Origin of the sequence: Flavonifractor sp. An92 (assembly GCF_002159175.1) — a bacterium.
Taxonomy (GTDB): domain Bacteria; phylum Bacillota; class Clostridia; order Oscillospirales; family Oscillospiraceae; genus Pseudoflavonifractor_A.
Genome location: NZ_NFGZ01000003.1, coordinates 180,910 through 203,250, shown reverse-complemented (window position 1 = coordinate 203,250; position 22,341 = coordinate 180,910). Strand labels below are relative to the sequence as shown.

The following is a 22,341-nucleotide window of genomic DNA, read 5'->3' as shown; positions in this document are numbered from 1 at the left end:
CATGACTTGTTATGAAGAACTGAAGGCCCGCGGCCTCATCGCCCAGGTGACCAACGAGGAGGAGATCTCCAAGATGATCAACGAGGGCAAGGCGGTCTTTTACATCGGCTTTGACCCCACCGCCGACTCTCTCCACGTGGGCCACTTCATGGCCCTGTGCCTGATGAAGCGCCTCCAGATGGCGGGCAACCGGCCCATCGCCCTCATCGGCGGCGGCACCGGCATGGTGGGCGACCCCTCCGGCCGCAGCGACATGCGCCAGATGATGACCCCCGAGACCATCCAGCACAACTGCGACTGCTTCAAGAAGCAGATGGAGCGCTTCATCGAGTTCGGCGAGGGCAAGGCCCAGATGGTGAACAACGCCGACTGGCTGATGAAGCTCAACTATGTGGAGCTCCTGCGGGAAGTGGGCGCTTGCTTCAGCGTGAATAACATGCTCCGGGCCGAGTGCTACAAGCAGCGCATGGAGAAGGGCCTGTCCTTCCTGGAGTTCAACTACATGATCATGCAGTCCTACGACTTCTACCACCTGTTCCAGCACTACGGCTGCAACATGCAGTTCGGCGGCGACGACCAGTGGTCCAACATGCTGGGCGGCACCGAGCTCATCCGCCGCAAGCTGGGCAAGGACGCCCACGCCATGACCATCACCCTGCTGCTGAACTCCGAGGGCAAGAAGATGGGCAAGACCCAGTCCGGCGCGGTGTGGCTGGACCCCAACAAGACCAGCCCCTACGACTTCTACCAGTACTGGCGCAACGTGGGTGATGCCGACGTGCTGAAGTGCCTGCGGATGCTCACCTTCCTGCCTCTGGAGCAGATCGACGAGATGGACAAGTGGGAGGGCGCCCAGCTGAACACCGCCAAGGAGATCCTGGCCTTCGAGCTGACCCAGCTGGTCCACGGCACCGAGGAGGCCAAGAAGGCCCAGGATGCCGCCCGTGCGCTCTTCTCCACCGGCGGCGACCGGAGCAACATGCCCTCCACCACCCTGGCGGCCGAGGACCTGACCGACGGGACCATCGGCATCCTGGACCTGATGCTCAAGTGCGGTCTGGTGCCCTCCAAGAAGGAGGCCCGCCGGCTCATCGAGCAGGGCGGCGTGTCCCTGGACGGCGAGAAGGTGACCAGCGTGGAGCAGACCGTCTCCGCGGATGCCCTCTCCGGCGAAGGCGTCACCATCAAGAAAGGCAAGAAGGTCTTCCACCGTGCCCTGCTTGGCTAAGCGGCGGCGTTCGGACCGCAGTGCGGAAGGAGAGGGGGAGGATCTGTGAACGACAAGAAGAAATGGTTTTTCCACGATGAGCGGGCGATCGCCAACCTGATCGTGGTGCTCATCGCCATCAGCTTTTATCTGCTCATCTCCCACCTGGATGTGATCCATGGGATTTGGAACATCTTCCTGGGCGTGGCCATGCCGTTTCTGGTGGGCTTTGCCATTGCGTACCTGCTCAACGGGCCCACGAATTACTTTGAGACCCAGGTGTTCCGGAACCTGAAATGCCGGCGGGGGCTGGCGGTGCTGGTGGTCTATGTGCTCTTTGTGGCGCTGCTGGCCGTTCTGGTGAAGCTGATCGTGCCCCAGATCATTTACAGCATCGTGAGCCTGTACTACACCCTCCAGGGCGCGCTGACCAAGTTGGGGGTGCTCCTCAACGACTTGGCAGTCAAGTACAACATCGACCAGGCCATGGTGGAGCAGATGACCAACCAGTTCATGCTCTCCTACGGCGACATCGTGAGCCAGGTCTCGGGCATGGCCTCCCGGCTGCTCCCCACCCTGCTCAGCATGGGCGTGGCTCTGGGCAGCGGGGTGGTGAGCGGCATCATCGCGGCCATCACCACGGTGATCTCCTCCATCTACATGCTGCTGAGCAAGAACGTCCTCTCCCGGCAGGCGCAGAAGCTGACCTACGCGGTGCTGCCGGTGAAGAAGGCCAACCACTTCCTGGCGGTGTGCAGCCGGGCCAACCGGATCTTCTCCGGCTTCCTCAACGGCAAGATCCTGGACAGCGCCATCATCGGCGTTCTGTGCTTCATCCTCACCGTGCTGCTGCGCATCGACTTCGCGGTGCTCATCAGCGTGATCATCGGGGTGACCAACATCATCCCCTTCTTCGGCCCCATTGTGGGCGCCATCCCCTGCATTTTCATCCTGCTCATCGTGGACCCGTGGCAGGCGCTGCGGTTCTCCATCCTGGTGCTGGGTCTGCAGCAGTTCGATGGCAACATCCTGGGCCCCAAGATCCTGGGCGACAGCACGGGTATCTCGGCCTTCTGGGTGCTGGTGTCCATCGTCATCGGTGGCGGGCTCTTCGGCTTCCCCGGTATGCTGCTGGGTGTGCCCACCTTTGCGGTGCTGTACTCCCTGCTGGGCGACTGGGTGCGGGGCCGTCTGAAGGCCAAGGGCATCCGCGCCCCCGAAGGAGAGGCTCCGGCCCCTCCCGATGAGAGCGACGAGAGCGAATAAAAAAAGGGCCGCGTTCCAACTGGAACGCGTCCCTTTTTCTTGTTTCAGACCACAGCGGAGACCAGGTCGTTCATGTTGTAGAGCCCGGGCTCGTTCACCCCGGCCAAATAGCAGGCGGCTTTCACCGCGCCGGAGGCGAACACCTCGCGGCTCATGGCGGAGTGCTTCAGCTCCACCACCTCGTCCCGCCCGGCGAAAATGACCTCGTGGTCGCCCACGATGTTGCCGCCCCGGACGGCGGAGATGCCGATGTCGTGAGGGTCCCGGCGCTGGCGGACGGCGTGGCGGTCATAGACCGGGTTGGGCTGGTAGGGGAGACCCTGAGCGGCGGCCTCATAGAGCATGAGGGCAGTGCCGCTGGGGGCGTCCACCTTGCGATTGTGGTGGCGCTCCACGATCTCCACGTCGTAGTCCTCCCCCAGAAGGGAGGCGCAGCGTTTGACCAGCTCCATGAGGACGTTCACGCCCAGGGACATGTTGGCCGAGCGGAAGATGGGCACTTCTTTGGAAGCTGCATCGATGGCGGCAAGCTGCTCCTCGGAGTAGCCGGTGGTGGCCAGTACCAGGGGCACGTGCTTCTCCTTGCCGAAGGCCAGCAGATTCTCCAGCGCGGCGGGGGAGGAGAAGTCGATGACCGCATCCGCCTCCACGGCGCACTGGACGGGATTGGACCACACCGGGAAGGAGCCGTCGCCCTGTCCCAGGATGTCGAAGCCGCCCACCACCTCCGCGTCGGAGCGGGCCTTGCAGATGTCGGCCACCACCCGGCCCATGTGGCCGTTGCAGCCGGAAATGAGGATCTTTACCATTTGGACATCCCTCCCGCGACTCAGGCCAGCAGGCCCATGCGCTCCATGGAGGCCCGGAGGACCTCCAGATTCTTGGGGGAGATGTCGCACAGGGGCAGACGCAGCCCGCCCACGTTGCGGCCGGCCAGGTTGAGGGCGGCCTTGATGGGGATGGGGTTGACCTCGATGAAGAGGGCGTCGATGAAGTCCATGTACTCGATCTGCAGCTTGGCGGCGGCGTGGAAGTCGCCCTCCAGGCACAGGTGGCTCATCTTCACCATGACCTCGGGCACGATGTTGGAGGCCACCGAGATGACGCCCTTGGCGCCCAGGCTCATCATGGGCACCACCTGGTCGTCGTTGCCGGACCAGATGTAGAAGTCGTCAGGGCAGATGCACCGGGTGTGGGCCAGGAGGGAGAAGTTGCCGCTGGCCTCCTTGACGCCGTTGATCTTGGGGTTCTGGGCGAGGATGCGGTAGGTCTCGGCGGTGAAGGACACGCCGGTGCGGCCGGGGACGTTATAGAGGAGGATGGGCAGCTCCGTCCGGTCGGCGATGTACTCATAGTGCTTGATGAGGCCGGTCTGGCTGGCCTTGTTGTAATAGGGGGTGACGTGGAGCAGGGCGTCCGCGCCGGAGTCCTGGGCGTGCTGGGAGAGGTAGACGGCGGCGGAGGTGTCGTTGCTGCCCGCGCCGGCGATGACCTTGACGCGGTGGTTGACCTGCTTGACGCAGAACTCCACGGCAGCGATGTGCTCCCGGATGGACATGGTGGCGCTCTCGCCGGTGGTACCGCAGACGCAGATGGCGTCGATGCCCCGGGCGATCTGGTCCTCGATGAGGCTGCCGAAGGCCTTGTAGTCGATGGCGCCGCTCTCGTCAAAGGGGGTGACGATGGCGGTACAGGCGCCGGTGAAAATAGGCTCACGCATAGCAGGTTACCTCCTCGTGATGTAGTTCTCCGCGCACAGCAGCTCGGCCAGCAGCACCGCGCCGCCGGCAGCGCCCCGCAGGGTGTTGTGGGAGAGACAGGCGAACTTGTAGTCGTACTGGGTGTCGGGGCGCAGGCGGCCGATGCACACGGCCATGCCCTTCTCGGTCATGCGGTCCAGCTTGGTCTGGGGGCGATTGTCCTCCTCGAAGTAGTGGAGGAACTGCTTGGGGGCGGAGGGAAGGTCCAGCTCCTGGGCGCGGCCGCGGAAGCTGGCCCAGATCTCCTTGATCTCCTCCATGGAGGGCTTGTGCTCAAAGCGCACGAACACGGCGGCCATGTGGCCGTTGGAGGCGGGGACACGGAAGCACTGGGCGGTGATGGCGGGGCCGTCGGCGTTGACGATGACGCCGTTTTCCACCTTGCCCCACAGCTTCAGGGGCTCCTGCTCGCTCTTCTCCTCCTCGCCGCCGATGTAGGGGATGACGTTGTCCACCATCTCGGGCCAGGTCTCAAAGGTCTTACCGGCGCCGGAGATGGCCTGATAGGTGCACACCAGCACGTCCTTCACGCCGAACTTCCGCAGGGGATGGAGGGCGGGGACGTAGCTCTGGAGGGAGCAGTTGGACTTGACGGCGATGAAGCCACGCTGGGTGCCCAGGCGCTTGCGCTGGGCGGGGATGACGTCCAGGTGCTCAGGGTTGATCTCGGGCACCACCATGGGCACATCGGGGGTCCAGCGGTGGGCAGAGTTGTTGGAGACCACCGGGCACTCGTGCTTGGCGTACTCCTCCTCCAGGGCCTGGATCTCCTCCTTCTTCATGTCCACGGCGGAAAAGACGAAATCCACCATGGAGGCGATCTTCTCCACGTCGGCCTCGGCGTTGAGGACCACCAGCTTCTTGGCCTCCTCGGGCATGGGGGTGTCCATGGCCCAGCGGCTGCCCACGGCCTCCTCGTAGGTTTTGCCCGCCGAGCGGGGGCTGGCGGCGACGGCGGTGAGCTGGAACCAGGGGTGATTCTCCATCAGAGTGACAAAGCGCTGACCCACCATACCGGTGCAGCCGATGACGCCTACCTTAAATTTTTCCATAGCTATGACCTCCCATTTTTCTTAGTCTATGACGCATCCCAGGAAATGAGACTTGACCGCTCGTCTGCCGCCCTCCGGGGGGAGAACGGTAAAAAAAGAAATCAGCGGGTTTACACACCGGCTGATTTTGTACTATAATGTCAGAAGCATATGCGGCTTCCGCACCATATCCAAAACACAGACAGCGCTCCACCGGGACCCACCCGGTGACAGTCGCGCGGCTTTCGCCTGCACGCCCAGAGGACGGCCTTCCGGGGGACGATCCTCTTCGGCGGGAAACCCTTTCGCGTCGGGTCAAAGGGCCCTCGGAGCCCTCGCCGCGCTACTGATGCGTCCCGCAACCTCTATCCTGTAATGTAAACTGATAGTATCACAGGAAAGGTGCGCTGTCAATACGCTTTTATCCGCTAAATTCTGAAAACAGGAGCTTGCCATGAAAAAACTCTGGATGAAACTTGCATCGACCGCTCTTGCAGCTGCGCTGCTTTTGCCCCTGGGCAGCCTGAGCGCCCAGGCGGCGGTGAGCGACCGGATGCTGCGGGTGGGACTTTACTACGGCAGTACGGCGCTCCCCTCGGCCAATCTGCTCAACAGCGTGGGCAGCGGCTACCGGCTGGGCTATTTTGACGACAGCGGGAATTTCACGTCCCTCATGACCACCAGCGAGACCGCCATCACCATGAACAAGAGCGACACTCTGTACCTGGCCTCAGACGGGACCTACTCCACCACGGCCGGCGGAACGGCTGTGGGCGGGTGGTATGTGCTTTTGGGCTCCTACGCCAGCCAGAGCGAAGCCGCCGCGGCAGCCGCGGGGGTGAGCGGGGCCTATCCCGCGTGGCAGGACGGCACGTGGCAGGCCCGGGTGGGCACCTGCGCCAGCCAGAGCGAGGCGGAGAGCCTGCGTACCTCTCTGGGCCTCACCGGCACGGTGGAGAAGGCCGGCAATTACGCCGTCACGGTGGTGCGCACCGGTACCAGCCAGGTGATCTTCCAGTTCGACGGGGGGAGCAGCCGCTCGCTGGGAGTTATGCCCGACACCACCGGGCTGGAGGACCCCCAGACCTGGTTCAAGGGCTATAAGTACTACGGCGGCTTCCGGTATGAGCGCATCAATGGCGGAAATCTCACCGTGGTGAACATGGTCCACCTGGAGGACTACGTCTCCTGCGTCATCACCTGGGAGATGGGGGCCTCCTGGCACAAGGAGGCCCTGAAGGCCCAGGCCGCCTGCGCCCGGACCTACGCCATGCGCAACCTGAACAAGCACAGCACCTATCACTTCGACCTGTGCGCCACCACCGACTGCCAGGCCTACTACGGCACCTCCAACCTCACCAGCAACAGCATCCAGGCGGCGGAGGAGAGCGAGGGAGTCTGTGTCTACTACAACGGCACCCTGGCCGACACGGTGTACTCCTCCAGCAACGGCGGCGCGTCGGAGAGCTCGGAGAATGTGTGGGTCAACGCCGTGCCCTATCTGGTGGGGAAGGTGGACCCCTATGAGGGCCTCATCGCCGACCAGATCCCCAACTACAACTGGACGGTCACCTATACCGCCGACGAGCTGGAGGCCAAGCTGCGCGCCAAGGGCTACCAGTGCGGCGATCTGGCCTCCTTTGCGGTGACCCAGACCACCCCTACCGGCAATGTGTACGCCATCACCTTCACCGACGTGAACGGGAAGAGCTGGTCTTTCTATAAGCAGGACGCCCGCACCTTCCTGGGCCTGCGCTCCCAGCGCTACACCGTTACTGGCGGGAGCGGGAGCACCTCTTCCACCAGCACCCAGGTTTCCCTGGCCGGCGGCGGCAGCATCTCCCTGAACGGGGCCTACGCCATTGACGGCAGCGGAAACGTGAGCGCCGTGTCGGGGGACGCCTGGGTCATCACCGGGGACGGGTTCACCCAGCCCGGCGGCAGCAGCGGCGGGACCGCCGCCGACAGCTACACCATCACCGGCTCCGGCTGGGGCCACGGCGTGGGCATGAGCCAGTACGGCGCCCTGTCCATGGCCAAGCAGGGGTATACCTACGATCAGATTTTGAAATTCTATTACACGGGAGTGGACGTCTACTAATATGAAAACATCGGATTTTTACTTTGACCTGCCGGAAGAGCTCATTGCCCAGACCCCGCTGGAGAAGCGGGATTCCTCCCGGCTGCTGGTGCTGGACAAGAACACGGGGGAGATGGAGCACCGGCATTTTTACGAGCTGCCCCAGTTCCTCCGTTCGGGGGACTGCCTGGTGCTCAACGACTCGCGGGTGCTCCCCGCCCGGCTGCTGGGCCACCGGGAGCCCGGCGGCGGCGCGGTGGAGGTGCTCCTCCTCATCGACCGGGGAGACAAGGTGTGGGAGTGCCTGGTACGGCCCGGCCGCAAGGTACGTACCGGCGCCAAGCTCTCCTTCGGCGACGGGCTCCTCACCGCTACGGTGGAGGAGGTGCTGGAGGGCGGCAACCGCCTGATCCGCTTCGACTACGAGGGCATCTTTCTGGAGATTTTGGAGCAGCTGGGCAAGATGCCCCTGCCGCCCTACATCAAGGCGGAGCTCCAGGATCCCGAGCGGTACCAGACCGTCTACTCCCGGGAGGTGGGCTCCGCCGCCGCACCCACGGCCGGCCTCCACTTCACCAAGGAGCTTTTGCAGCAGGTGGAGGACATGGGGGTGCGTCTGGCCTATGTGACTCTCCACGTGGGGCTGGGGACCTTCCGCCCGGTGAAGGAGGAGGACATCCTGGACCACGAGATGCACAGTGAGTACTGCATGATCTCCGCCGAGACCGCCGAGCTCATCAACCGCACCAAGCGGGAGGGGGGGCGCGTCATCTGCGTGGGCACCACCTCCTGCCGCACCATCGAGAGCTGGGCGGCGGAGGACGGCACGCTGAAGGAGAGCGCCGGATGGACCAACATTTTCATCTACCCGGGCTACCGTTTCAAGGTGCTGGACGCCCTCATCACCAACTTCCATCTGCCTGAGTCCACCCTGGTGATGCTGGTCTCCGCCCTGGCGGGCCGGGAGCATATCCTGAACGCCTACGCCGAGGCGGTGAAGGAGCGCTACCGCTTCTTCTCCTTCGGCGACGCCATGTTCATCCACTGATCGAAAAGAGCCCCTGCCGCTAAGTAGCGGCAGGGGCTCTTTTGTGAGGAGCAATCAGTGGGTGCGGACGACCACAGAGGTGCCGTCCCAGTCCACGGTAAAGCCCAGCGCCTCGCCCAGGTCACGGAGCTTGAAATAGGTGTATCCAGCGCCGGAGGAGTCGGTGAGGGTGATGGCCTCCAGATCGGTCTGGACGCCGTTGATCAGCACGGCGGACTGATTGTCCGTATAGGTCTGGTCACCGGAGAAGGGGGTGGACATCTCAGAGCCGGCGGGGACATAGGCCGCGCCGGTGGTGAGGGTGATGGCTCCGGCCGCGCCGTCCCAGCCCACGTTGAACTGGGCCTCGGTGCCGTTGAGCACATAGGCCACGTCCCGCAGCTTGAGGTAGTTGGTGCCGTTGCCGTTGGCGTCCTTGAGCATGTAGGCGTCAAAATCCACGGCCTGACCGTCCACCAGGATGGGGCAGGGGGTGGCGTAGGCGGTCTTGGCGGGGGTCTCGGGGACGGTGGCGCCGCTGGGGGCGATGACGGCGTAGAGGGCCTTCTCGCCGTTGGCGGTCTGATAAACGAGGTATCTGCCGTCATTCACACCAGTCAGCGGCAGCCGGTCGCCGTCCTTGGGGCCGCCGGTGATGGCGAGGGGAGACTGAAATGCGACAGAGGAGTCGTCGTCGAGGAAGCAGCTCACGGCGGCCAGTTTATTTCCCTGGAGGGTGAGGGAGCCGGTTCCCGTGATGGTGAGGTGTCCTCCGTCCACCCACAGCCCCAGCTGTCCGGCGGTGTTGACGCTGCCGTCGGCCAGGCGCAGCGTCCAGTTTTCATTTTCGGAATAGCCCATGCAGGTGAACGAGACGTTGTCGCAGTCCAGCCCGTCCAGCGTGAGGGTCTGGGTGGCGCTGTCGTAGCTCCAGCCGTCGCCGCTGCCGTTCTGGTCGGCGTCGCAGCCGACGAGGGTCCCGTCGCGATAGAGGATCTCAATGTCGTACAGGCTGCCGCCGGCCAGGGCGGGAACGGACAGGCCCAGACAGAGGACCAGGGCCAGGAGGAGGGACAGAAGGGGTTTTCTCAGCTTCATGTGGGATTCATCCTTTCCTGTGTTTCCGGTGTCCGGCCTTGCAAATCCTGTCGAGGGCACTATAATAGACTGATATGAGACCATTGCAGGGGAGGGGGACGCCGGTGTGGCCAGTGTAGTATCGGGAAAACCGGATTTCAAGCGGTTTGACATAAACGCGGCCCGGAATGTCAAAATCAGCGGTCCCGCCCCGCGCTGGGGGACCGGGCGGCCATGAATACTCTGCCATTTCATCTCCGGAATATCCTGCTGGGACTGCCCCAGATCGCCGTTCAGATCTGGCTGTTTTTCCGACTGTTCTATGTGCGCCGGAAGGTGTGCTTTGCGGGGCTCTACACCCTGGTTCTCTGCGCTATCCAGTTCGGGTACGCTCTGGCGGACGGCCGCTGGCCGGGGATGTACGCCTCCGCCACCCGGATCCTGTGTACCGTGGCGGCCATGGCGATCCTCCCGTGCTGCTTTAGCCGGGAGGGAACGAAAAAGACCCTCCTCTTCGGGGTGGCACAGATGCTGCTCCTCAACCTTTCGGATGTGGTGTACAGCTCCGTGCTGTCCGCTCTGTTGGGGGAGGACATCCTGAACGAGCTGCTCCTGGGGCCGGTGGCCCGCCTTGTGTCCGTGAAGCTGACCTACGCCCTCTTCCTCTTTCTGCTGAGCTGGGGGTTCGGGCAGCTGTGGCGCCGGTTCATCGACCACGGTGAGGTCCAGTGGAATGCGCCCTTTCTGCTGTTTCTGCTGGGGCAGACAGCGGCCGTGATTCTGCTGGACTATTTCATCTGGATCCTGACGCCGGAGCGGCCCATGACCCTCACGCGGCTGGCGGTCCTGGTGGGACTGCTGCTGGCGTCCGGCGTGCTGCTGCTGTGCCTCTTTTCCCAGGCCAAGGAGTACTACCGCGCCCGGGAGCGGCAGCGGCTGTTAGAGCACCAGCTGATTTTGCAGAAGGCCCGGCAGGAGGAGCTGGCTTCCGGCGCCCGGCGGGTGGCCGAGCTTCGGGAGGGGCTGCGCGAACAGCTGGAGGAGGCCCGGCGCTCCCTGTGCCGGCAGGACCTCTCGGAGGCCGGCGGCGCGCTGGGCCGCGCGGCCAAACAGCTCAATGCCCTGCGGGGGACCTTCTGCGCCCATCCGGTGGTGGACGCCGTGCTGGCCGATAAGGCGCGGCTCTGCGCGGCGGAGCACATCCGCCTGGAGTTGGCCCTAAATCTCCCGGCGGAGCTGCCCCAGGACGGCCCCAGTCTGTGCAGCCTCTTCGGAAATGTCATGGACAACGCCATCGAGGCCTGCCGCCGCCTCCCGGAGGAGGAGCGGGTCATCCACTGCCGGGCAGGCTGCCGGGGCGGCTATCTGATCGTGGAGGAGGAGAACCCTCTGCCGCCGCCTCTGGACCTGGCCGCGCGGCAGCGCCGTGTCCGAGCGGGCCGGGGCCTGGGGCTGGAGATTTTAACCCACATCGCCCGAAACCACGGCGGTGAACTGGAGAAAAAAGAGGAGGACGGCCGGTTTTGCCTCACGGTCTGGCTGGGCCCGGAGACAGAGGAGGATGGGCATGGATAAGCTGGAGCCGCTGCTGGTGTTCGGGCTGTTCCTGGTCCCCAGCATTTGCTTCTACCGCTTCTGCCGCAAGAGCCTGCTCCCCTGGTGGCGGCACATCCTCTTCCTGCTGCCGGGCAGCCAGGGAGCGGCGCTGGCGGTCATCCTGCGCACCATGCGGGACTTCCCGGAGGAGAGCGGCGGCGCCCGCTGGCTGGTGCTCCTTCTGATTCCGCTCCAGCTGGGGGCGGATGCGCTGCTGCTGCGGCTGTTGGACCGGCTGGAGCGGGGCTGCCGGGCCCGGGAGCGGCAGGCGGAGCTGGAGCAGGAGCTGGCCCGTATGGAGGCCTATTACGCGGGACTGCAAAAGACAGAGCAGACGGTCCGCCGCCTCCGGCACGACATCAACAATCAGCTCCAGACCATCGACGGCCTGATCGCCCGGGGAGAGGCGGCCCGGGCGGAGACGCATCTGGAACGGCTGTCCGCGCTGCTAACGGAAGAAAACGGGGAGGAGAACTGCCATGTGGAATGTCCTGATCTGTGATGACCAGCCGGAGCAGGGGAACCGTCTCAAAGAGCTGCTGGCGGCAGACACGGAGCTTCATATCGACTGCTGCACCTCCACCCGGGAGGTGGAGCGGGCCTGCGGGGGAGCCCGCCGGCCGGACCTCCTCCTCATGGACATCCGCCTGGGGGAGGAGAACGGGATCGACCTGGTCAAGCGCCTGACGCCTGAGGTGTCCGGCATCCAGGTCATCTACATCACCGGGTACGTGGAGTACTGCACCTAGGTCTATGAGACGGAGCACCTGAGCTTCCTGCTGAAACCGGTGGAGCCGGCGGCTCTGGCCGCAGCGGTGGCGCGGGCCAAGGAGCGCCTCGCCCGCCGGCGCACCGAGGGGATAGTGCTCCAGACCCGGGGCGCGGTCTATTTTCTCCCCTTTGCCCGGGTGCGGTATCTGGAGAGCCGGGGGCGGCAGGTGCGCTGTGTGGCCGACCACGGCGTCTTTGAGAGCTATGGCAGGCTCCATGAGCTGGAGCGCCAGCTGGACGACCGGTTTTTCCAGTGCCACAAGAGCTTTCTGGTGAATATGGACCGGGTGACCGCCTTTGAAACGGAGTATTTTCAGCTCAGCACCGGGGAACAGGTCCCGGTCAGCACGCGCCGCAGGGCGGAGGCCCGGCTGCGGTTTCTCCAGGCGCTGAAGGCCGCGGCCTTCGAAGTCCTCGGGGAGTAGCCCGGTCCCCCTTGCCAAAAAAGAGCGGTTTTGTTATGATAGGCACAGATTGATGAAAAGGAGTTTTGGTGTGTTTGAAGTGATCAAAACCCAGGGTCGTGCCCGGCGTGGCGTGTTCCAGTGCGCCCACGGCACGGTGCAGACCCCGGTCTTTATGAACGTGGGTACTCAGGCGGCCATCAAGGGGGCGGTCTCCGCCCTGGACCTCAAGGAGATCGGCTGCCAGGTGGAGCTGAGCAACACCTACCATCTGCATCTCCGCCCCGGCGACGGCGTGGTGAAGGAGATGGGAGGCCTCCATAAATTCATGCACTGGGACGGGCCCATCCTCACCGATTCCGGCGGATTCCAGGTCTTTTCCCTCTCGGGCCTGCGCAAGATCAAGGAGGAGGGTGTCACCTTTGCCTCCCACATCGACGGCCGGAAGATCTTCATGGGCCCCGAGGAGTCCATGCGCATCCAGTCCAATCTGGGCAGCGACATCGCCATGGCCTTTGACGAGTGCGTGGAGAACCCGGCCACCTATGAGTACGCCAAGAACTCCTGTGAGCGCACCCTGCGGTGGCTGGCGCGGTGCAAGGAGGAGCACGACAAGCTCAACGCCCAGCCCGACGCGGTGAACCCCCACCAGATGCTCTTCGGCATCAACCAGGGCGCCACCTTCCCCGACCTGCGGGTGTGGCACATGCAGGAGACTGCCAAGATCGACTGTGACGGCTACGCCATCGGCGGTCTGGCGGTGGGGGAGCCCACGGAGGTGATGTACGACATCATCGACGCGGTGGAGCCCCACATGCCCCAGAATAAACCCCGCTATCTCATGGGCGTGGGCACCCCCTCCAACATCATCGAGGCGGTGGCCCGGGGCGTGGACTTCTTCGACTGCGTCATGCCCGCCCGCAACGCCCGCCACGGCAAGCTCTACACCTGGGAGGGCTCCATCAACATCAAGAACGAGAAGTACAAGCTGGACGAGAGCCCCATCGACCCCCAGTGCGACTGCCCGGTGTGCCGGAATTTCTCCCGGGGCTACCTGCGCCACCTCTTCGTGGCGGGGGAGATGCTGGCCATGCGTCTGGCGGTGCTCCACAACCTGTACTTCTATAACTCCCTCATGGCCCACATCCGCGCCGCCCTGGACGAGGGGACATTTGACGCCTTCCGGGAGACGTACAGCGCGAAGCTGGACCAGCGGCTGTAAAAACTGCCAAAAGGCCTTGCCAAACGGGACAAAGTGCCGTATAATATTTTTCACGTTCCGCGTACAATAAACATTTGGAGGAGATCACCTTGCTGACTGGCATTTCCAACACCATTCTGACCAGTACCGACACTACCGGCGGACTGCTGAGCTTCGTCATCCCCCTGGTGGCGATGATCGCCATCTTCTACTTCCTGCTCATCCGTCCTGAGAACAAGCGGAAGAAGCAGATGGCCAAGATGCGCTCCGAGCTGGCCGTGGGCGACGTCATCACCACCATCGGCGGCATCGTGGGCACCATCTGCGCCGTCAAGGAGGAGACCATCGTCATCGAGACCGGCGCTGACCGGGTGCGCATCGAGTTCACCAAGTGGGCCGTGTCCACCAAGGGCAAGCAGACCGAGGAGACCGTGAAGTAAAAACCGGGATAACCGGAGCCCTCCCCTCATAGGATTCCACCAGGAAGCCTGTGAAGGGAGGGTATTTTTGTGGCGAAACGGGAAGAGGAGCCGGGGAAGGCTCTGCTGCGCTGCGCCACCGGGGTCCTGCTGGGGGGCGCGGTGGCCTTTGCGGTCTCGCTGGCGCTGCTGCTGCTGGCGTCCTGCGCCATCTCCGCCGGGGCCATGGGCGAGGAGCTCAGCGGCCGGGTGACGGTTGCGGCCTGCGTGCTGGGGGCCTTCTGCGGCGGCATCGCCGCGGTGCGCCGGTGCGGCCGCCGGGCGCTGGTGGTGGGCCTGGCCACGGGAGCGGTGTTCTTTCTGCTGCTGCTCACCATCGGGGCGCTGGCCTTCGGCAGCGTCCCCCAGGACGGCCGGGGCGTGCTAGTGCTCTGTGCCGCGCTGTGCGGCGGAGCCGCCGCAGGGCTCCTGGGCCGGCGCGAGAAAAAACGGCGAAAGTGATTGAAAAGAGAGACGGGCTGTGTTATACTGTGTGTGAATCCTAAACAAATAGGGGAGGGAATCCAGTAATGAAGCATATCAAGACGCTCAACGGCGCTACCCTGAAGAAGAGCGCCGCTCACGGCGGCTGCGGCGAGTGCCAGACCTCCTGCCAGTCCGCTTGTAAGACTTCTTGCACCGTGGCCAACCAGAAGTGCGAGAATCGCTAACAACAACGCCGTGGAAAAGGGGTGGGTGAAAGCCCACCCTTTTCTATGCGCAAAGGAAGGAACGAATTTATGGTACATACCTTTCAATGCCTCGGCGTGAACATCGCCGTGGACGTGAACAGCGGCGCCGTCCATGTGCTGGACGGGCTGACCTATGACCTGCTCACCGCCCTGGCTGAGCGGGAGGAGAACGGCGAGAGCCTGTCCGGGGCGCTGCCGGAGGCCCTCGTCGCCGCCCTGCCCCAGTACGACGCCGCCGCTCTGGCGGAGGCCTGGGAGGAGCTGAAGGGCCTGAAGGAGGGGGGACTCCTCTTCGAGCAGGACGACTACATCGACCGGGAGAAGGCCGCCTCCATGCAGCAGCAGGCCCTGGTGAAGGCCCTGTGCCTCCACGTGTCCCACGACTGTAACCTGCGCTGCAAGTACTGCTTCGCCTCCACAGGCGACTTCGGCACCGGCAAGCGGATGACCATGGACATCGAGACCGCCAAGAAGGCCATCGACTTCGTGGTGGAGAAGTCCGGTCCCCGGCGCAACATCGAGGTGGACTTCTTCGGCGGCGAGCCTCTGATGGCCATGGACACCGTGAAGGCCACCGTGGAGTACGCCCGCTCCCTGGAGAAGGAGCACAACAAGTGCTTCCGCTTCACCATCACCACCAACGGCGTGCTGCTGAACGACGAGAACATCGAGTACATCAACCGGGAAATGTCCAACGCGGTCCTCTCCATGGACGGGCGCAAGGAGGTCAACGACGACCTGCGGCCCACCATCAACGGCAAGGGCTCCTACGACGTGATCGTGCCCAAGTTCGAGAAGCTCATCGCCGGCCGCGGCACCAAGGACTACTACCTCCGCGGCACCTTCACCCGCTTCCACAAGGACTTCGCCGAGGACGTGAAGGCCCTGGCCGCCATCGGCAAGAACGTGTCGGTGGAGCCCGTGGTAGGGAAGGAGGAGGACCCCTACGCCCTCCAGGAGTCCGACCTGCCCGAGCTGAAGGCCGAGTATGAGCGCCTGGCCGAGTACCTGAAGGACCACCGGGAGACCAACTTCTTCCACTTCAACGTGGACCTGGCCCAGGGCCCCTGCGTGATCAAGCGCCTGCGGGGCTGCGGTGCGGGCTGCGAGTACGTGGCCATCACCCCCGACGGCGACATCTACCCCTGCCACCAGTTCGTGGGCAATGAGGAGTACAAGCTGGGCAACGTCTACGACGGCAGCTTCAACACGGAGCTGTCCGGGAAGTTTGCCGGGCTGAACATCTACACCCGGGAGGAGTGCGCCCACTGCTGGGCCCGCTTCTACTGCTCCGGCGGCTGCTCGGCGTCCAACCTGCTGGTCAACGGCGACATCAAGCACCCCCACAAGGTGGGCTGCGAGCTGGAGCGCAAGCGCCTGGAGTGCGCCATCGCCCTGAAGGCCATCGACGCGGGCATGGGCGAGTAAAATACAAAATGTAATGGTGCCGTCTGAGGCGGCGTGATTACAGGCTGAATACACCATATTGTGGTATACGATTCGTAAACAACAATATGGTGTATTTCTATGCCTCCCCGAGGGCTCAAATTCGGGATCGAGGTAGCACTAGTTAACATAAAACTGTTAACATAAAACTATGACATAATGTACAAAAAGTGGGCGAATTTCGAATGTGCTCTTGCATAATCGTTTCGTGTGAGTTATATTATGTAATGTCATAATATTTCCAGAGGAGCACCTCCGCTTCTAATTCCCCGCCCCCGGACATACACTCCCTCGGAGGTGAGGCGGATGCGGGGCAAGGGCGGCAAGTTATGGGATGGACCGGAGAGGGACATGCGCCTTCCGCTGGCGGTGCTGGCCGGCTGTTTTCTGGCGGGCGGTCTGGCTGGGCTGGTGCTCTCCGGGCAGGCCGGAGGCGCCGATGACGGCACGCTCTCCGCGCTGCTTCAGACCTTTCTGGAGCGCTCCGCCGCCCAGACGCCCCAGGCGGCTCCCGTGCCGGTCCTGATCTGGGAATGCTTCCGCTGGCACCTGCTGGTCTTTGTGCTGGGCTTCACCAGCCTGGGCCTGCTGTTCCTGCCGGCGGTGTTCGCCCTGCGGGGGTTTTCGCTGGCCTTTGCCATCGGAGCCTTCATCCGCATGTTCGGCGGGGCGGGCGGGCTGCTGGCCATGGCGGTGTTCGGGGTGACTGGTGCGGTGTCCCTCCCGGCGTTCTTCGTGCTGGGGGTGCAGGGGATGGCCGCGTCCCGGGCTCTGGCCTCCCGCTTCCTGGGCGAGAGCCGGAAGGACCTGCCCTATGGGCGGACCTTCTTTCTGCGCTGTGCGCTGTGTGCCGGCGGGCTGTGTGTGTGTGTCCTGCTGGAATCGACGGCCGTTCCGGCCTTCGTGTCGGGGGCGGCGGAGCTGCTGACGCTCCCATAAACGAGAGTAGAGAGGTGCCCTGTATGGACTATTACCAGGAATACGCGGTCTATCTGGAGACCGAGAAGAAGGCGGCGTCCAATACACAAAGTTCCTATCTGCGGGACGTGCGGCAGTATCTTCAGTGGCTCCAGGAGGAGGGAGTGGCCGTGGAGACGGCGGCTCAGTCCGATGTGGAGCGGTACACCCATCATCTCACGGCCGAGCACAAGTCGGCGGCCACCATCACCCGCTCTCTGGCGTCGCTGAAGTCGTTCTATCAGTTCCTGGGGGAGCGGGGCTGGGTGGACCACAATCCGGCCCGGGGGCTGAGCCCCGCCCGGGTGGAGCGGAAGCTTCCGCAGATCCTGACCTCCAAGGAGGTGGAGCTCTTCCTGGATCAGCCCGACCCGGCCGACCCCAAGGGCTGCCGGGACAAGGCCATGCTGGAGCTCCTCTACGCTACCGGCATCCGGGTCAGCGAGCTCATCGGCCTGAACGTGGACCACATCAACCTGAGCGCCAGCTTCATCCGCTGTGTGGGGCGGGACCGGGAGCGGATCATCCCCCTGTACGCCACGGCGGTGCAGGCACTGAGCGACTACCTGGACCATGTGCGGCCCCAGATGGTGGAGCGCCCCGATGAAAAGGCCCTCTTCGTCAACATGAGCGGGGAGCGGATGAGCCGCCAGGGGTTCTGGAAGATCATCAAGCACTATCAGGAGAAGGCGGATATCCAGAAGGACATCACCCCCCACACCCTGCGCCACTCCTTCGCCGCCCACCTGTTGGAGAACGGCGCCGACCTGCGCTCCATCCAGGAGATGCTGGGCCACGCCGATATCTCCTCCACCCAGATCTACACTCAGATCGTCAATCAGAAGCTCAAGGAAGTCTATCAGAAGGCCCATCCCAGAGCGTAGGAGCGGGCGGTCACGCTGCGGAATGACAGACCCCGGAGGACGGCTTGGTCCTCCGGGGTTTTGCAATTTCACGGGGTTTCTGAAACAAAGGTCTTTTTTTCTGGCCGCAGGTTGTGTATAATGATAGAATCGTACCGGTGTACCGGTGCGACCTGTCAATGGAAAAGGGGCTGATCGCCATCAATATACAGTGGTATCCCGGTCATATGACCAAGACGCGGCGTATGATCGCGGAAGATCTCAAATACGTGGACCTGGTGGCCGAGGTGGTGGACGCCCGCATCCCGGTGTCCAGCCGCAACCCGGACATCGACGAGCTGGTGGGCAGCAAGCCCCGCATTCTGGTCCTGAACCGGGCCGACCAGTCGGATCCCGCCATGAATAAGGTGTGGGGGGGCTGGTTCCGCGCCCGGGGCTACACGGTCCTGGAGACCAACGCCCGGGACGGCAAGGGTGTGCAGAACTTCTCCGCTGCCGCCAAGGTGGCTTTGAAGGAGAAGCTGGAGCAGTGGAAGGCCAAGGGTCAGGTGGGCCGACCCATCCGGGCCATGATCGTAGGCGTGCCCAATGTAGGCAAGTCCACCTTTATCAATCAGGTGGCCAAGCGCAAGTCCGCCAAGGCGGGCAACCGCCCCGGCGTGACCCGCGGCAAGCAGTGGGTGTCGGTGGACTCCTCGCTGGAGTTGCTGGACACCCCGGGCATCCTCTGGCCCAAGTTCGAGGACGAGACCACCGGCCTGCACCTGGCCTTTACCGGCGCGGTGAAGGATGAGATCGTGGATGTGGAGACCCTGGCCTGCCACTTTATGGAGCTGCTGAACACCCGCTACCCGGACGCGCTGGGCCGCTACAAGCTGGAGCCCGACCCCGACGCGGCGGGCTGGGAGCTTTTGGAGCGGGCGGCGAAGAAGCGTGGCTTCCTCATCTCCGGCGGCGAGCCGGACACCGAGCGCATGTCCCGGGTGCTGCTGGACGAGTACCGCTCGGGCAAGCTGGGCAAGTTCACCCTGGAGTTCCCCGACGAGGGGGAGCAGGAGGATGAGCATGGAGCCGACTGACCTGTGGACCCTGGAGCGGGAGGCCTGGGCGGAGGGACACGCAATCGTGTGCGGCTGCGACGAGGCGGGGGCTGGCCCCCTGGCCGGTCCGGTGTACGCCGCGGCGGTGGTGCTCCCACGCGAATTGGAGCTTCCCGGCCTCAACGACTCCAAAAAGCTGAGCGCCAAGAAGCGGGATGTCCTCTTTGACCTCATCCGGGAGCAGGCGGTGAGCTGGGCAGTGGCCTCTGTGGACGCCGCCGAGATCGATGAGACCGACATCCTCACCGCCCGGATGAAGGCCATGCAGCTGGCTATCGACCAGCTGGACCCTCCGGCAGACTTCGCCCTCATCGACGGCAACCGGGACAAGGGGAAAGGCGCGGCCATCACCGCGCCCCACCGCACGGTGGTGAAGGGGGACAGCCTGTCCGCCTCCATCGCGGCGGCCTCCATCCTGGCCAAGGTGAGCCGGGACCGCTTTATGGAGGCAATGGCCGTCCAGTATCCCCAGTACGCCTTTGAGAAGCACAAGGGATACGGCACGGCCCTACATTATGAAAAACTGCGGCAGTATGGGCCCTCGCCCATCCACCGCCGTACGTTCCTGAAAAATCTGTGAGCGGGGGAGAGCGCACCCTTCTGGGCCGCTGGGGCGAGGCGCAAGTGGCCGAATACCTGCGGAAGAAGGGGTGGACTGTGGTGGCCTCGGGCTACCGCACCCGCTTCGGAGAGATCGATCTCATTGCGGAGAACCGGAAGTTTCTGGCCTTTGTGGAGGTGAAGCTCCGCAGCGGCAAGGGCCCGGTCAGCGGCGCGGAGGCGGTGGACGCCCGCAAGCAGCAGCGGCTGCGCACCACGGCGGAGTGCTACCTCAGCACGCACCCCACCGAAAAGCAGCCCCGCCTTGATGTGGCGGAGGTGCTGGCCCCGGATGGGGTAAACACGCCCGCGCCTAAAATCCGCTATCTCGAAAACGCCTTCTGACCCTCCGGGGAAGGGGCGAAACTGGAGGGGATGACATGGAGCTTTTTGACGCACACTGTGACACCCTGACCCGCTGTCTCCGGGAGGGGACGCGGCTGGCACACAACGCCGGGAACATCGACCTGGAGCGGGGGAGAGCACTGGGGCCCTGGGCCCAGTTCTTCGCCCTCTTTCCTGAGCCCGACGTGATCCCCGGCGGCGGCGCGTCGCCGGAGACGGTGTTTGAGGTGGGCTGCCGTTTCTTCGAGGAGGAGCTGTCGGCCAACGGCGACCGGATGGCCCAGTGCCGTACCGGGGCCGAGATCCGTACCGCGCTGGATGCCGGGAAATGCGCCGCCGTCCTCTCGGTGGAGGGGGCGGAGCTGCTGGGCTGCTCCCTGGAGGGCCTGGAGGCGGGCTGGAAGCGGGGCGTCCGGGCAGTGACCCTGACCTGGAACTACGCAAACGCCCTCTCGGGCTCCATCGTGGAGGAGACGGAGCGGGGCCTGAGCCCCCAGGGTCGCGCCTTTGTTCAGCGGATGGGGGAGCTGGGGATGCTGGTGGACGTATCCCACCTGTCCGACCCGGGCTTCTGGGATGTGGCCGAGCTGGTGAAGGGGCCCTTTGTGGCCACCCACTCCAACGCCCGCGCCGTGTGCCCGGAGAGGCGCAATCTCACCGACGACATGTTTTCCGCCATCGTCCGCTCCGGCGGCGTGGCGGGGCTGAACCTGTTCCGGGCCTTTGTGGGGGAGCCGGCCACCGTGGACGGCGCCATCGCCCACATCGAGCACTTCCTGTCCCTGGGCGGGGAGCGCAGCATCTGCATCGGCGGGGATCTGGACGGGTGCGGCGATTGTTTCCCTGACGGGATCACCGGCATCCAGGACCTGGGATCGCTTTACGAGGGGCTGCTCCGGCGGAATTATTCCGAGATGCTGGTGCACGCCATCTTTTTCGATAATCTGATGAGGGTAGTGAACGAAGTATGTACTATGTAAGCACGAGAAACAAGGGCGTCAAGCGCCTGGCCTCCGAGGCCATCGCCCAGGGCCTGGCCGGGGACGGCGGGCTCTTCACGCCGGAGGTGTTCCCCAAGCTGTCCCAGAACGCGCTGGACACCATGCGGGATATGAGCTATCAGCAGCGGGCGGTGTATGTGATGAAGCCCTATCTGGACGACTTCACCGCGTCGGAGCTGACGGCGTTCGCCAAGCGGGCCTATGGTGAGAACAAGTTCGACACCCGGGAGGTGGCCCCGGTCCGGGAGATCGACAGCAATACGTACAGCCTGGAGCTGTGGCACGGGCCCACCTGCGCGTTCAAGGACATGGCGCTGCAGATGCTGCCCCATCTGCTCACCGCCTCCCTGGAAAAGACCGCCGAGCGCAAGACCGCCTGCATCCTGGTGGCCACCTCCGGCGACACCGGCAAGGCGGCCATGGAGGGCTTCCGGGACGTGAAGGGCACCCGCATCCTGGTGTTCTATCCCAAGGACGGCGTCTCCGCCATCCAGGAGCTCCAGATGCTCACCCAGGAGGGCGAGAACGTGGGCGTGTGCGCCGTGGAGGGCAACTTTGACGACGCCCAGAGCGGCGTCAAGCGCCTCTTCGCCGACGAGGACCTGCGGGCCAAGCTGGCCGAGCGGGAGTATTTCTTCTCCTCTGCCAATTCCATCAACTGGGGCCGTGTGCTGCCCCAGATCGTCTACTACGTGTCGGCCTACTGCGACCTGATGCGGGAGGAGAAGATCAAGAAGGGCGATCTGGTCAACGTCTGCGTGCCCACCGGCAATTTCGGCGACATCCTGGCCGCCTACTATGCCAAGATGATGGGCGTGCCTCTGGGCCGGCTCATCTGCGCCTCCAACGCCAACAACGTCCTCACCGACTTCATCCGCACCGGCCTCTACGACCGCAACCGCACCTTCTATAACACCATCTCGCCCTCCATGGACATCCTCATCTCCTCCAACCTGGAGCGGATGCTCTTTGAGTACGCCGACCGCAACGACGCGGAGGTGCGCAGCTACATGGAGCAGCTGGCCGCCTCCGGCCGCTACGAGGTGAGCGACGCGGTGAAGGCCCGCTTCCAGCGGGATTTCGCCGCCGGCTTCTGCGACGACGAGGCCACCAAGGCCCAGATCCGCAAGCTGTGGAACGAGAACCACTACCTGGCCGATCCCCACAGCGCCGTGGCCTTCAAGGTCCTGGAGGACTACCGGGCCGCCACTGAGGATGAGACCCCCACCATCGTGGTCTCCACTGCCAGCCCCTACAAGTTCTGCTCCGACGTGCTCACCGCCCTGGGCAAGCAGCCGGGGGAGGGCCTGGCGGTCATCGACCAGCTCTCCGAGCTCACCGGCATCAAGCCGCCCCGCTCCCTGGCCATCCTGAAGGACCGCCGTACCCGCTTCGGCCAGGTGACCACCAAGGACGAGCTGGCGCAGCGGGTGCTGGAGTTCCTGAAATAAGGCAGGTG

General features: G+C 64.1%; 24 protein-coding genes and 1 riboswitch. Of the genes, 20 read left to right on the top strand and 4 right to left on the bottom strand.

Annotated features, from left to right (window positions below; genetic code table 11):
* The first annotated feature begins 1 nt into the window (after position 1).
* Both tyrS and B5G43_RS04065 read left to right on the top strand, forming a co-directional pair.
* Positions 2–1,228 (top strand): tyrosine--tRNA ligase, encoded by a 1,227-nt coding sequence (gene tyrS / locus B5G43_RS04070; protein ID WP_087259191.1) that lies wholly within the window; start codon positions 2–4, stop codon positions 1,226–1,228.
* Between the two features lie 45 nt (positions 1,229–1,273).
* Entirely contained in the window at positions 1,274–2,473 is a 1,200-nt protein-coding gene (locus tag B5G43_RS04065; protein WP_087259190.1) for an AI-2E family transporter, read from the top strand.
* A gap of 44 nt (positions 2,474–2,517) precedes the next feature.
* On the opposite strand, the gene dapB is transcribed toward B5G43_RS04065, so the two are convergent.
* The 3 genes from dapB to asd are packed head-to-tail and all read right to left on the bottom strand — an operon-like array spanning position 2,518 to position 5,285.
* Entirely contained in the window at positions 2,518–3,282 is a 765-nt protein-coding gene (gene dapB, locus B5G43_RS04060; protein ID WP_087259189.1) for a 4-hydroxy-tetrahydrodipicolinate reductase, read from the bottom strand.
* 20 nt (positions 3,283–3,302) lie between these two features.
* Positions 3,303–4,193 (bottom strand): 4-hydroxy-tetrahydrodipicolinate synthase, encoded by an 891-nt coding sequence (gene dapA / locus B5G43_RS04055; RefSeq protein WP_087259188.1) that lies wholly within the window; start codon positions 4,191–4,193, stop codon positions 3,303–3,305.
* Positions 4,194–4,199: 6 nt separating this feature from the next.
* A complete protein-coding gene (gene asd, locus B5G43_RS04050) occupies positions 4,200–5,285 on the bottom strand; it encodes an aspartate-semialdehyde dehydrogenase (RefSeq protein ID WP_087259187.1) in 1,086 nt (361 codons plus the stop codon).
* Positions 5,286–5,459: 174 nt separating this feature from the next.
* Positions 5,460–5,640, bottom strand: a riboswitch (Lysine riboswitch).
* A gap of 93 nt (positions 5,641–5,733) precedes the next feature.
* Between asd and B5G43_RS04045 the strand changes: the two genes are divergently transcribed.
* Positions 5,734–7,365, top strand: a complete 1,632-nt coding sequence (locus B5G43_RS04045) for a SpoIID/LytB domain-containing protein (RefSeq protein ID WP_242960445.1) — start codon at positions 5,734–5,736, stop codon at positions 7,363–7,365.
* 1 nt (position 7,366) lies between these two features.
* A complete protein-coding gene (gene queA / locus B5G43_RS04040) occupies positions 7,367–8,392 on the top strand; it encodes a tRNA preQ1(34) S-adenosylmethionine ribosyltransferase-isomerase QueA (protein WP_087259185.1) in 1,026 nt (341 codons plus the stop codon).
* 54 nt (positions 8,393–8,446) lie between these two features.
* Here queA and B5G43_RS17955 read toward each other — a convergent pair whose 3' ends face one another.
* Complete coding sequence (locus B5G43_RS17955) at positions 8,447–9,469, bottom strand: copper amine oxidase N-terminal domain-containing protein (protein WP_087259184.1); 1,023 nt, start codon at positions 9,467–9,469, stop codon at positions 8,447–8,449.
* Positions 9,470–9,682: 213 nt separating this feature from the next.
* Here B5G43_RS17955 and B5G43_RS04030 point away from each other — a divergent pair, with 213 nt between their 5' ends.
* The 16 genes from B5G43_RS04030 (at position 9,683) to thrC (ending at position 22,333) form a co-directional block, all read left to right on the top strand.
* Entirely contained in the window at positions 9,683–11,023 is a 1,341-nt protein-coding gene (locus B5G43_RS04030) for a GHKL domain-containing protein (protein WP_087259183.1), read from the top strand.
* The gene (locus B5G43_RS04025) at positions 11,016–11,546 is read left to right on the top strand and encodes a Spo0B domain-containing protein (protein ID WP_143382831.1); all 531 of its coding nucleotides are present in this window, start codon (positions 11,016–11,018) and stop codon (positions 11,544–11,546) included. Before B5G43_RS04030 ends, B5G43_RS04025 begins: the two co-directional genes overlap by 8 nt.
* Complete coding sequence (locus tag B5G43_RS04020) at positions 11,524–11,793, top strand: response regulator (RefSeq protein ID WP_087259181.1); 270 nt, start codon at positions 11,524–11,526, stop codon at positions 11,791–11,793. Before B5G43_RS04025 ends, B5G43_RS04020 begins: the two co-directional genes overlap by 23 nt.
* 39 nt (positions 11,794–11,832) lie before the next feature.
* Positions 11,833–12,240: a LytTR family DNA-binding domain-containing protein gene (locus B5G43_RS04015; protein ID WP_158097353.1), complete on the top strand. Its 408-nt coding sequence runs from the start codon at positions 11,833–11,835 to the stop codon at positions 12,238–12,240.
* A gap of 70 nt (positions 12,241–12,310) precedes the next feature.
* Positions 12,311–13,441 carry a tRNA guanosine(34) transglycosylase Tgt gene (tgt, locus tag B5G43_RS04010; RefSeq protein ID WP_087259179.1) on the top strand — a complete coding sequence of 377 codons (1,131 nt, stop codon included), beginning with the start codon at positions 12,311–12,313 and terminating at the stop codon, positions 13,439–13,441.
* Positions 13,442–13,530: 89 nt separating this feature from the next.
* The gene (yajC, locus tag B5G43_RS04005) at positions 13,531–13,860 is read left to right on the top strand and encodes a preprotein translocase subunit YajC (protein WP_087259178.1); all 330 of its coding nucleotides are present in this window, start codon (positions 13,531–13,533) and stop codon (positions 13,858–13,860) included.
* A gap of 69 nt (positions 13,861–13,929) precedes the next feature.
* On the top strand, positions 13,930–14,340 hold the full coding sequence (locus tag B5G43_RS04000) for a TIGR04086 family membrane protein (protein WP_242960444.1): 411 nt from the start codon (positions 13,930–13,932) through the stop codon (positions 14,338–14,340).
* A 68-nt stretch (positions 14,341–14,408) separates the two neighbouring features.
* Positions 14,409–14,549, top strand: coding sequence for a six-cysteine ranthipeptide SCIFF (gene scfA / locus B5G43_RS03995; protein ID WP_087188745.1), 141 nt, complete (start codon positions 14,409–14,411; stop codon positions 14,547–14,549).
* A 69-nt stretch (positions 14,550–14,618) separates the two neighbouring features.
* Positions 14,619–15,998 carry a thioether cross-link-forming SCIFF peptide maturase gene (gene scfB / locus B5G43_RS03990; RefSeq protein WP_087259177.1) on the top strand — a complete coding sequence of 460 codons (1,380 nt, stop codon included), beginning with the start codon at positions 14,619–14,621 and terminating at the stop codon, positions 15,996–15,998.
* A 369-nt stretch (positions 15,999–16,367) separates the two neighbouring features.
* Entirely contained in the window at positions 16,368–16,955 is a 588-nt protein-coding gene (locus B5G43_RS03985) for a stage II sporulation protein M (RefSeq protein ID WP_087259219.1), read from the top strand.
* Between the two features lie 23 nt (positions 16,956–16,978).
* Positions 16,979–17,857, top strand: a complete 879-nt coding sequence (xerD, locus tag B5G43_RS03980) for a site-specific tyrosine recombinase XerD (RefSeq protein WP_087259176.1) — start codon at positions 16,979–16,981, stop codon at positions 17,855–17,857.
* 179 nt (positions 17,858–18,036) lie between these two features.
* Complete coding sequence (gene ylqF, locus B5G43_RS03975) at positions 18,037–18,915, top strand: ribosome biogenesis GTPase YlqF (RefSeq protein ID WP_087259218.1); 879 nt, start codon at positions 18,037–18,039, stop codon at positions 18,913–18,915.
* Entirely contained in the window at positions 18,902–19,516 is a 615-nt protein-coding gene (locus tag B5G43_RS03970) for a ribonuclease HII (RefSeq protein ID WP_087259175.1), read from the top strand. Before ylqF ends, B5G43_RS03970 begins: the two co-directional genes overlap by 14 nt.
* Complete coding sequence (locus B5G43_RS03965; RefSeq protein ID WP_087259174.1) at positions 19,513–19,881, top strand: YraN family protein; 369 nt, start codon at positions 19,513–19,515, stop codon at positions 19,879–19,881. The genes B5G43_RS03970 and B5G43_RS03965 overlap by 4 nt, the downstream gene beginning before the upstream one ends.
* A 35-nt stretch (positions 19,882–19,916) precedes the next feature.
* Positions 19,917–20,861 (top strand): dipeptidase, encoded by a 945-nt coding sequence (locus B5G43_RS03960; protein ID WP_087259173.1) that lies wholly within the window; start codon positions 19,917–19,919, stop codon positions 20,859–20,861.
* The gene (gene thrC / locus B5G43_RS03955; protein WP_087259172.1) at positions 20,849–22,333 is read left to right on the top strand and encodes a threonine synthase; all 1,485 of its coding nucleotides are present in this window, start codon (positions 20,849–20,851) and stop codon (positions 22,331–22,333) included. Before B5G43_RS03960 ends, thrC begins: the two co-directional genes overlap by 13 nt.
* The last annotated feature ends 8 nt before the right edge of the window (positions 22,334–22,341 follow it).

Coding starts and splice junctions, on each gene's coding strand:
- B5G43_RS04020 (WP_087259181.1), top strand. CDS start 11,524: ATGTGGAATGTCCTGATCTGTGATGACCAGCCGGAGCAGGGGAACCGT.
- B5G43_RS03970 (WP_087259175.1), top strand. CDS start 18,902: ATGGAGCCGACTGACCTGTGGACCCTGGAGCGGGAGGCCTGGGCGGAG.
- asd (WP_087259187.1), bottom strand. CDS start 5,285: ATGGAAAAATTTAAGGTAGGCGTCATCGGCTGCACCGGTATGGTGGGT.
- scfB (WP_087259177.1), top strand. CDS start 14,619: ATGGTACATACCTTTCAATGCCTCGGCGTGAACATCGCCGTGGACGTG.
- xerD (WP_087259176.1), top strand. CDS start 16,979: ATGGACTATTACCAGGAATACGCGGTCTATCTGGAGACCGAGAAGAAG.
- B5G43_RS17955 (WP_087259184.1), bottom strand. CDS start 9,469: ATGAAGCTGAGAAAACCCCTTCTGTCCCTCCTCCTGGCCCTGGTCCTC.
- dapB (WP_087259189.1), bottom strand. CDS start 3,282: ATGGTAAAGATCCTCATTTCCGGCTGCAACGGCCACATGGGCCGGGTG.
- B5G43_RS04045 (WP_242960445.1), top strand. CDS start 5,734: ATGAAACTTGCATCGACCGCTCTTGCAGCTGCGCTGCTTTTGCCCCTG.
- B5G43_RS04030 (WP_087259183.1), top strand. CDS start 9,683: ATGAATACTCTGCCATTTCATCTCCGGAATATCCTGCTGGGACTGCCC.
- queA (WP_087259185.1), top strand. CDS start 7,367: ATGAAAACATCGGATTTTTACTTTGACCTGCCGGAAGAGCTCATTGCC.
- B5G43_RS03960 (WP_087259173.1), top strand. CDS start 19,917: ATGGAGCTTTTTGACGCACACTGTGACACCCTGACCCGCTGTCTCCGG.
- thrC (WP_087259172.1), top strand. CDS start 20,849: ATGTACTATGTAAGCACGAGAAACAAGGGCGTCAAGCGCCTGGCCTCC.
- tyrS (WP_087259191.1), top strand. CDS start 2: ATGACTTGTTATGAAGAACTGAAGGCCCGCGGCCTCATCGCCCAGGTG.
- scfA (WP_087188745.1), top strand. CDS start 14,409: ATGAAGCATATCAAGACGCTCAACGGCGCTACCCTGAAGAAGAGCGCC.
- B5G43_RS04025 (WP_143382831.1), top strand. CDS start 11,016: ATGGATAAGCTGGAGCCGCTGCTGGTGTTCGGGCTGTTCCTGGTCCCC.
- B5G43_RS03985 (WP_087259219.1), top strand. CDS start 16,368: ATGCGCCTTCCGCTGGCGGTGCTGGCCGGCTGTTTTCTGGCGGGCGGT.
- dapA (WP_087259188.1), bottom strand. CDS start 4,193: ATGCGTGAGCCTATTTTCACCGGCGCCTGTACCGCCATCGTCACCCCC.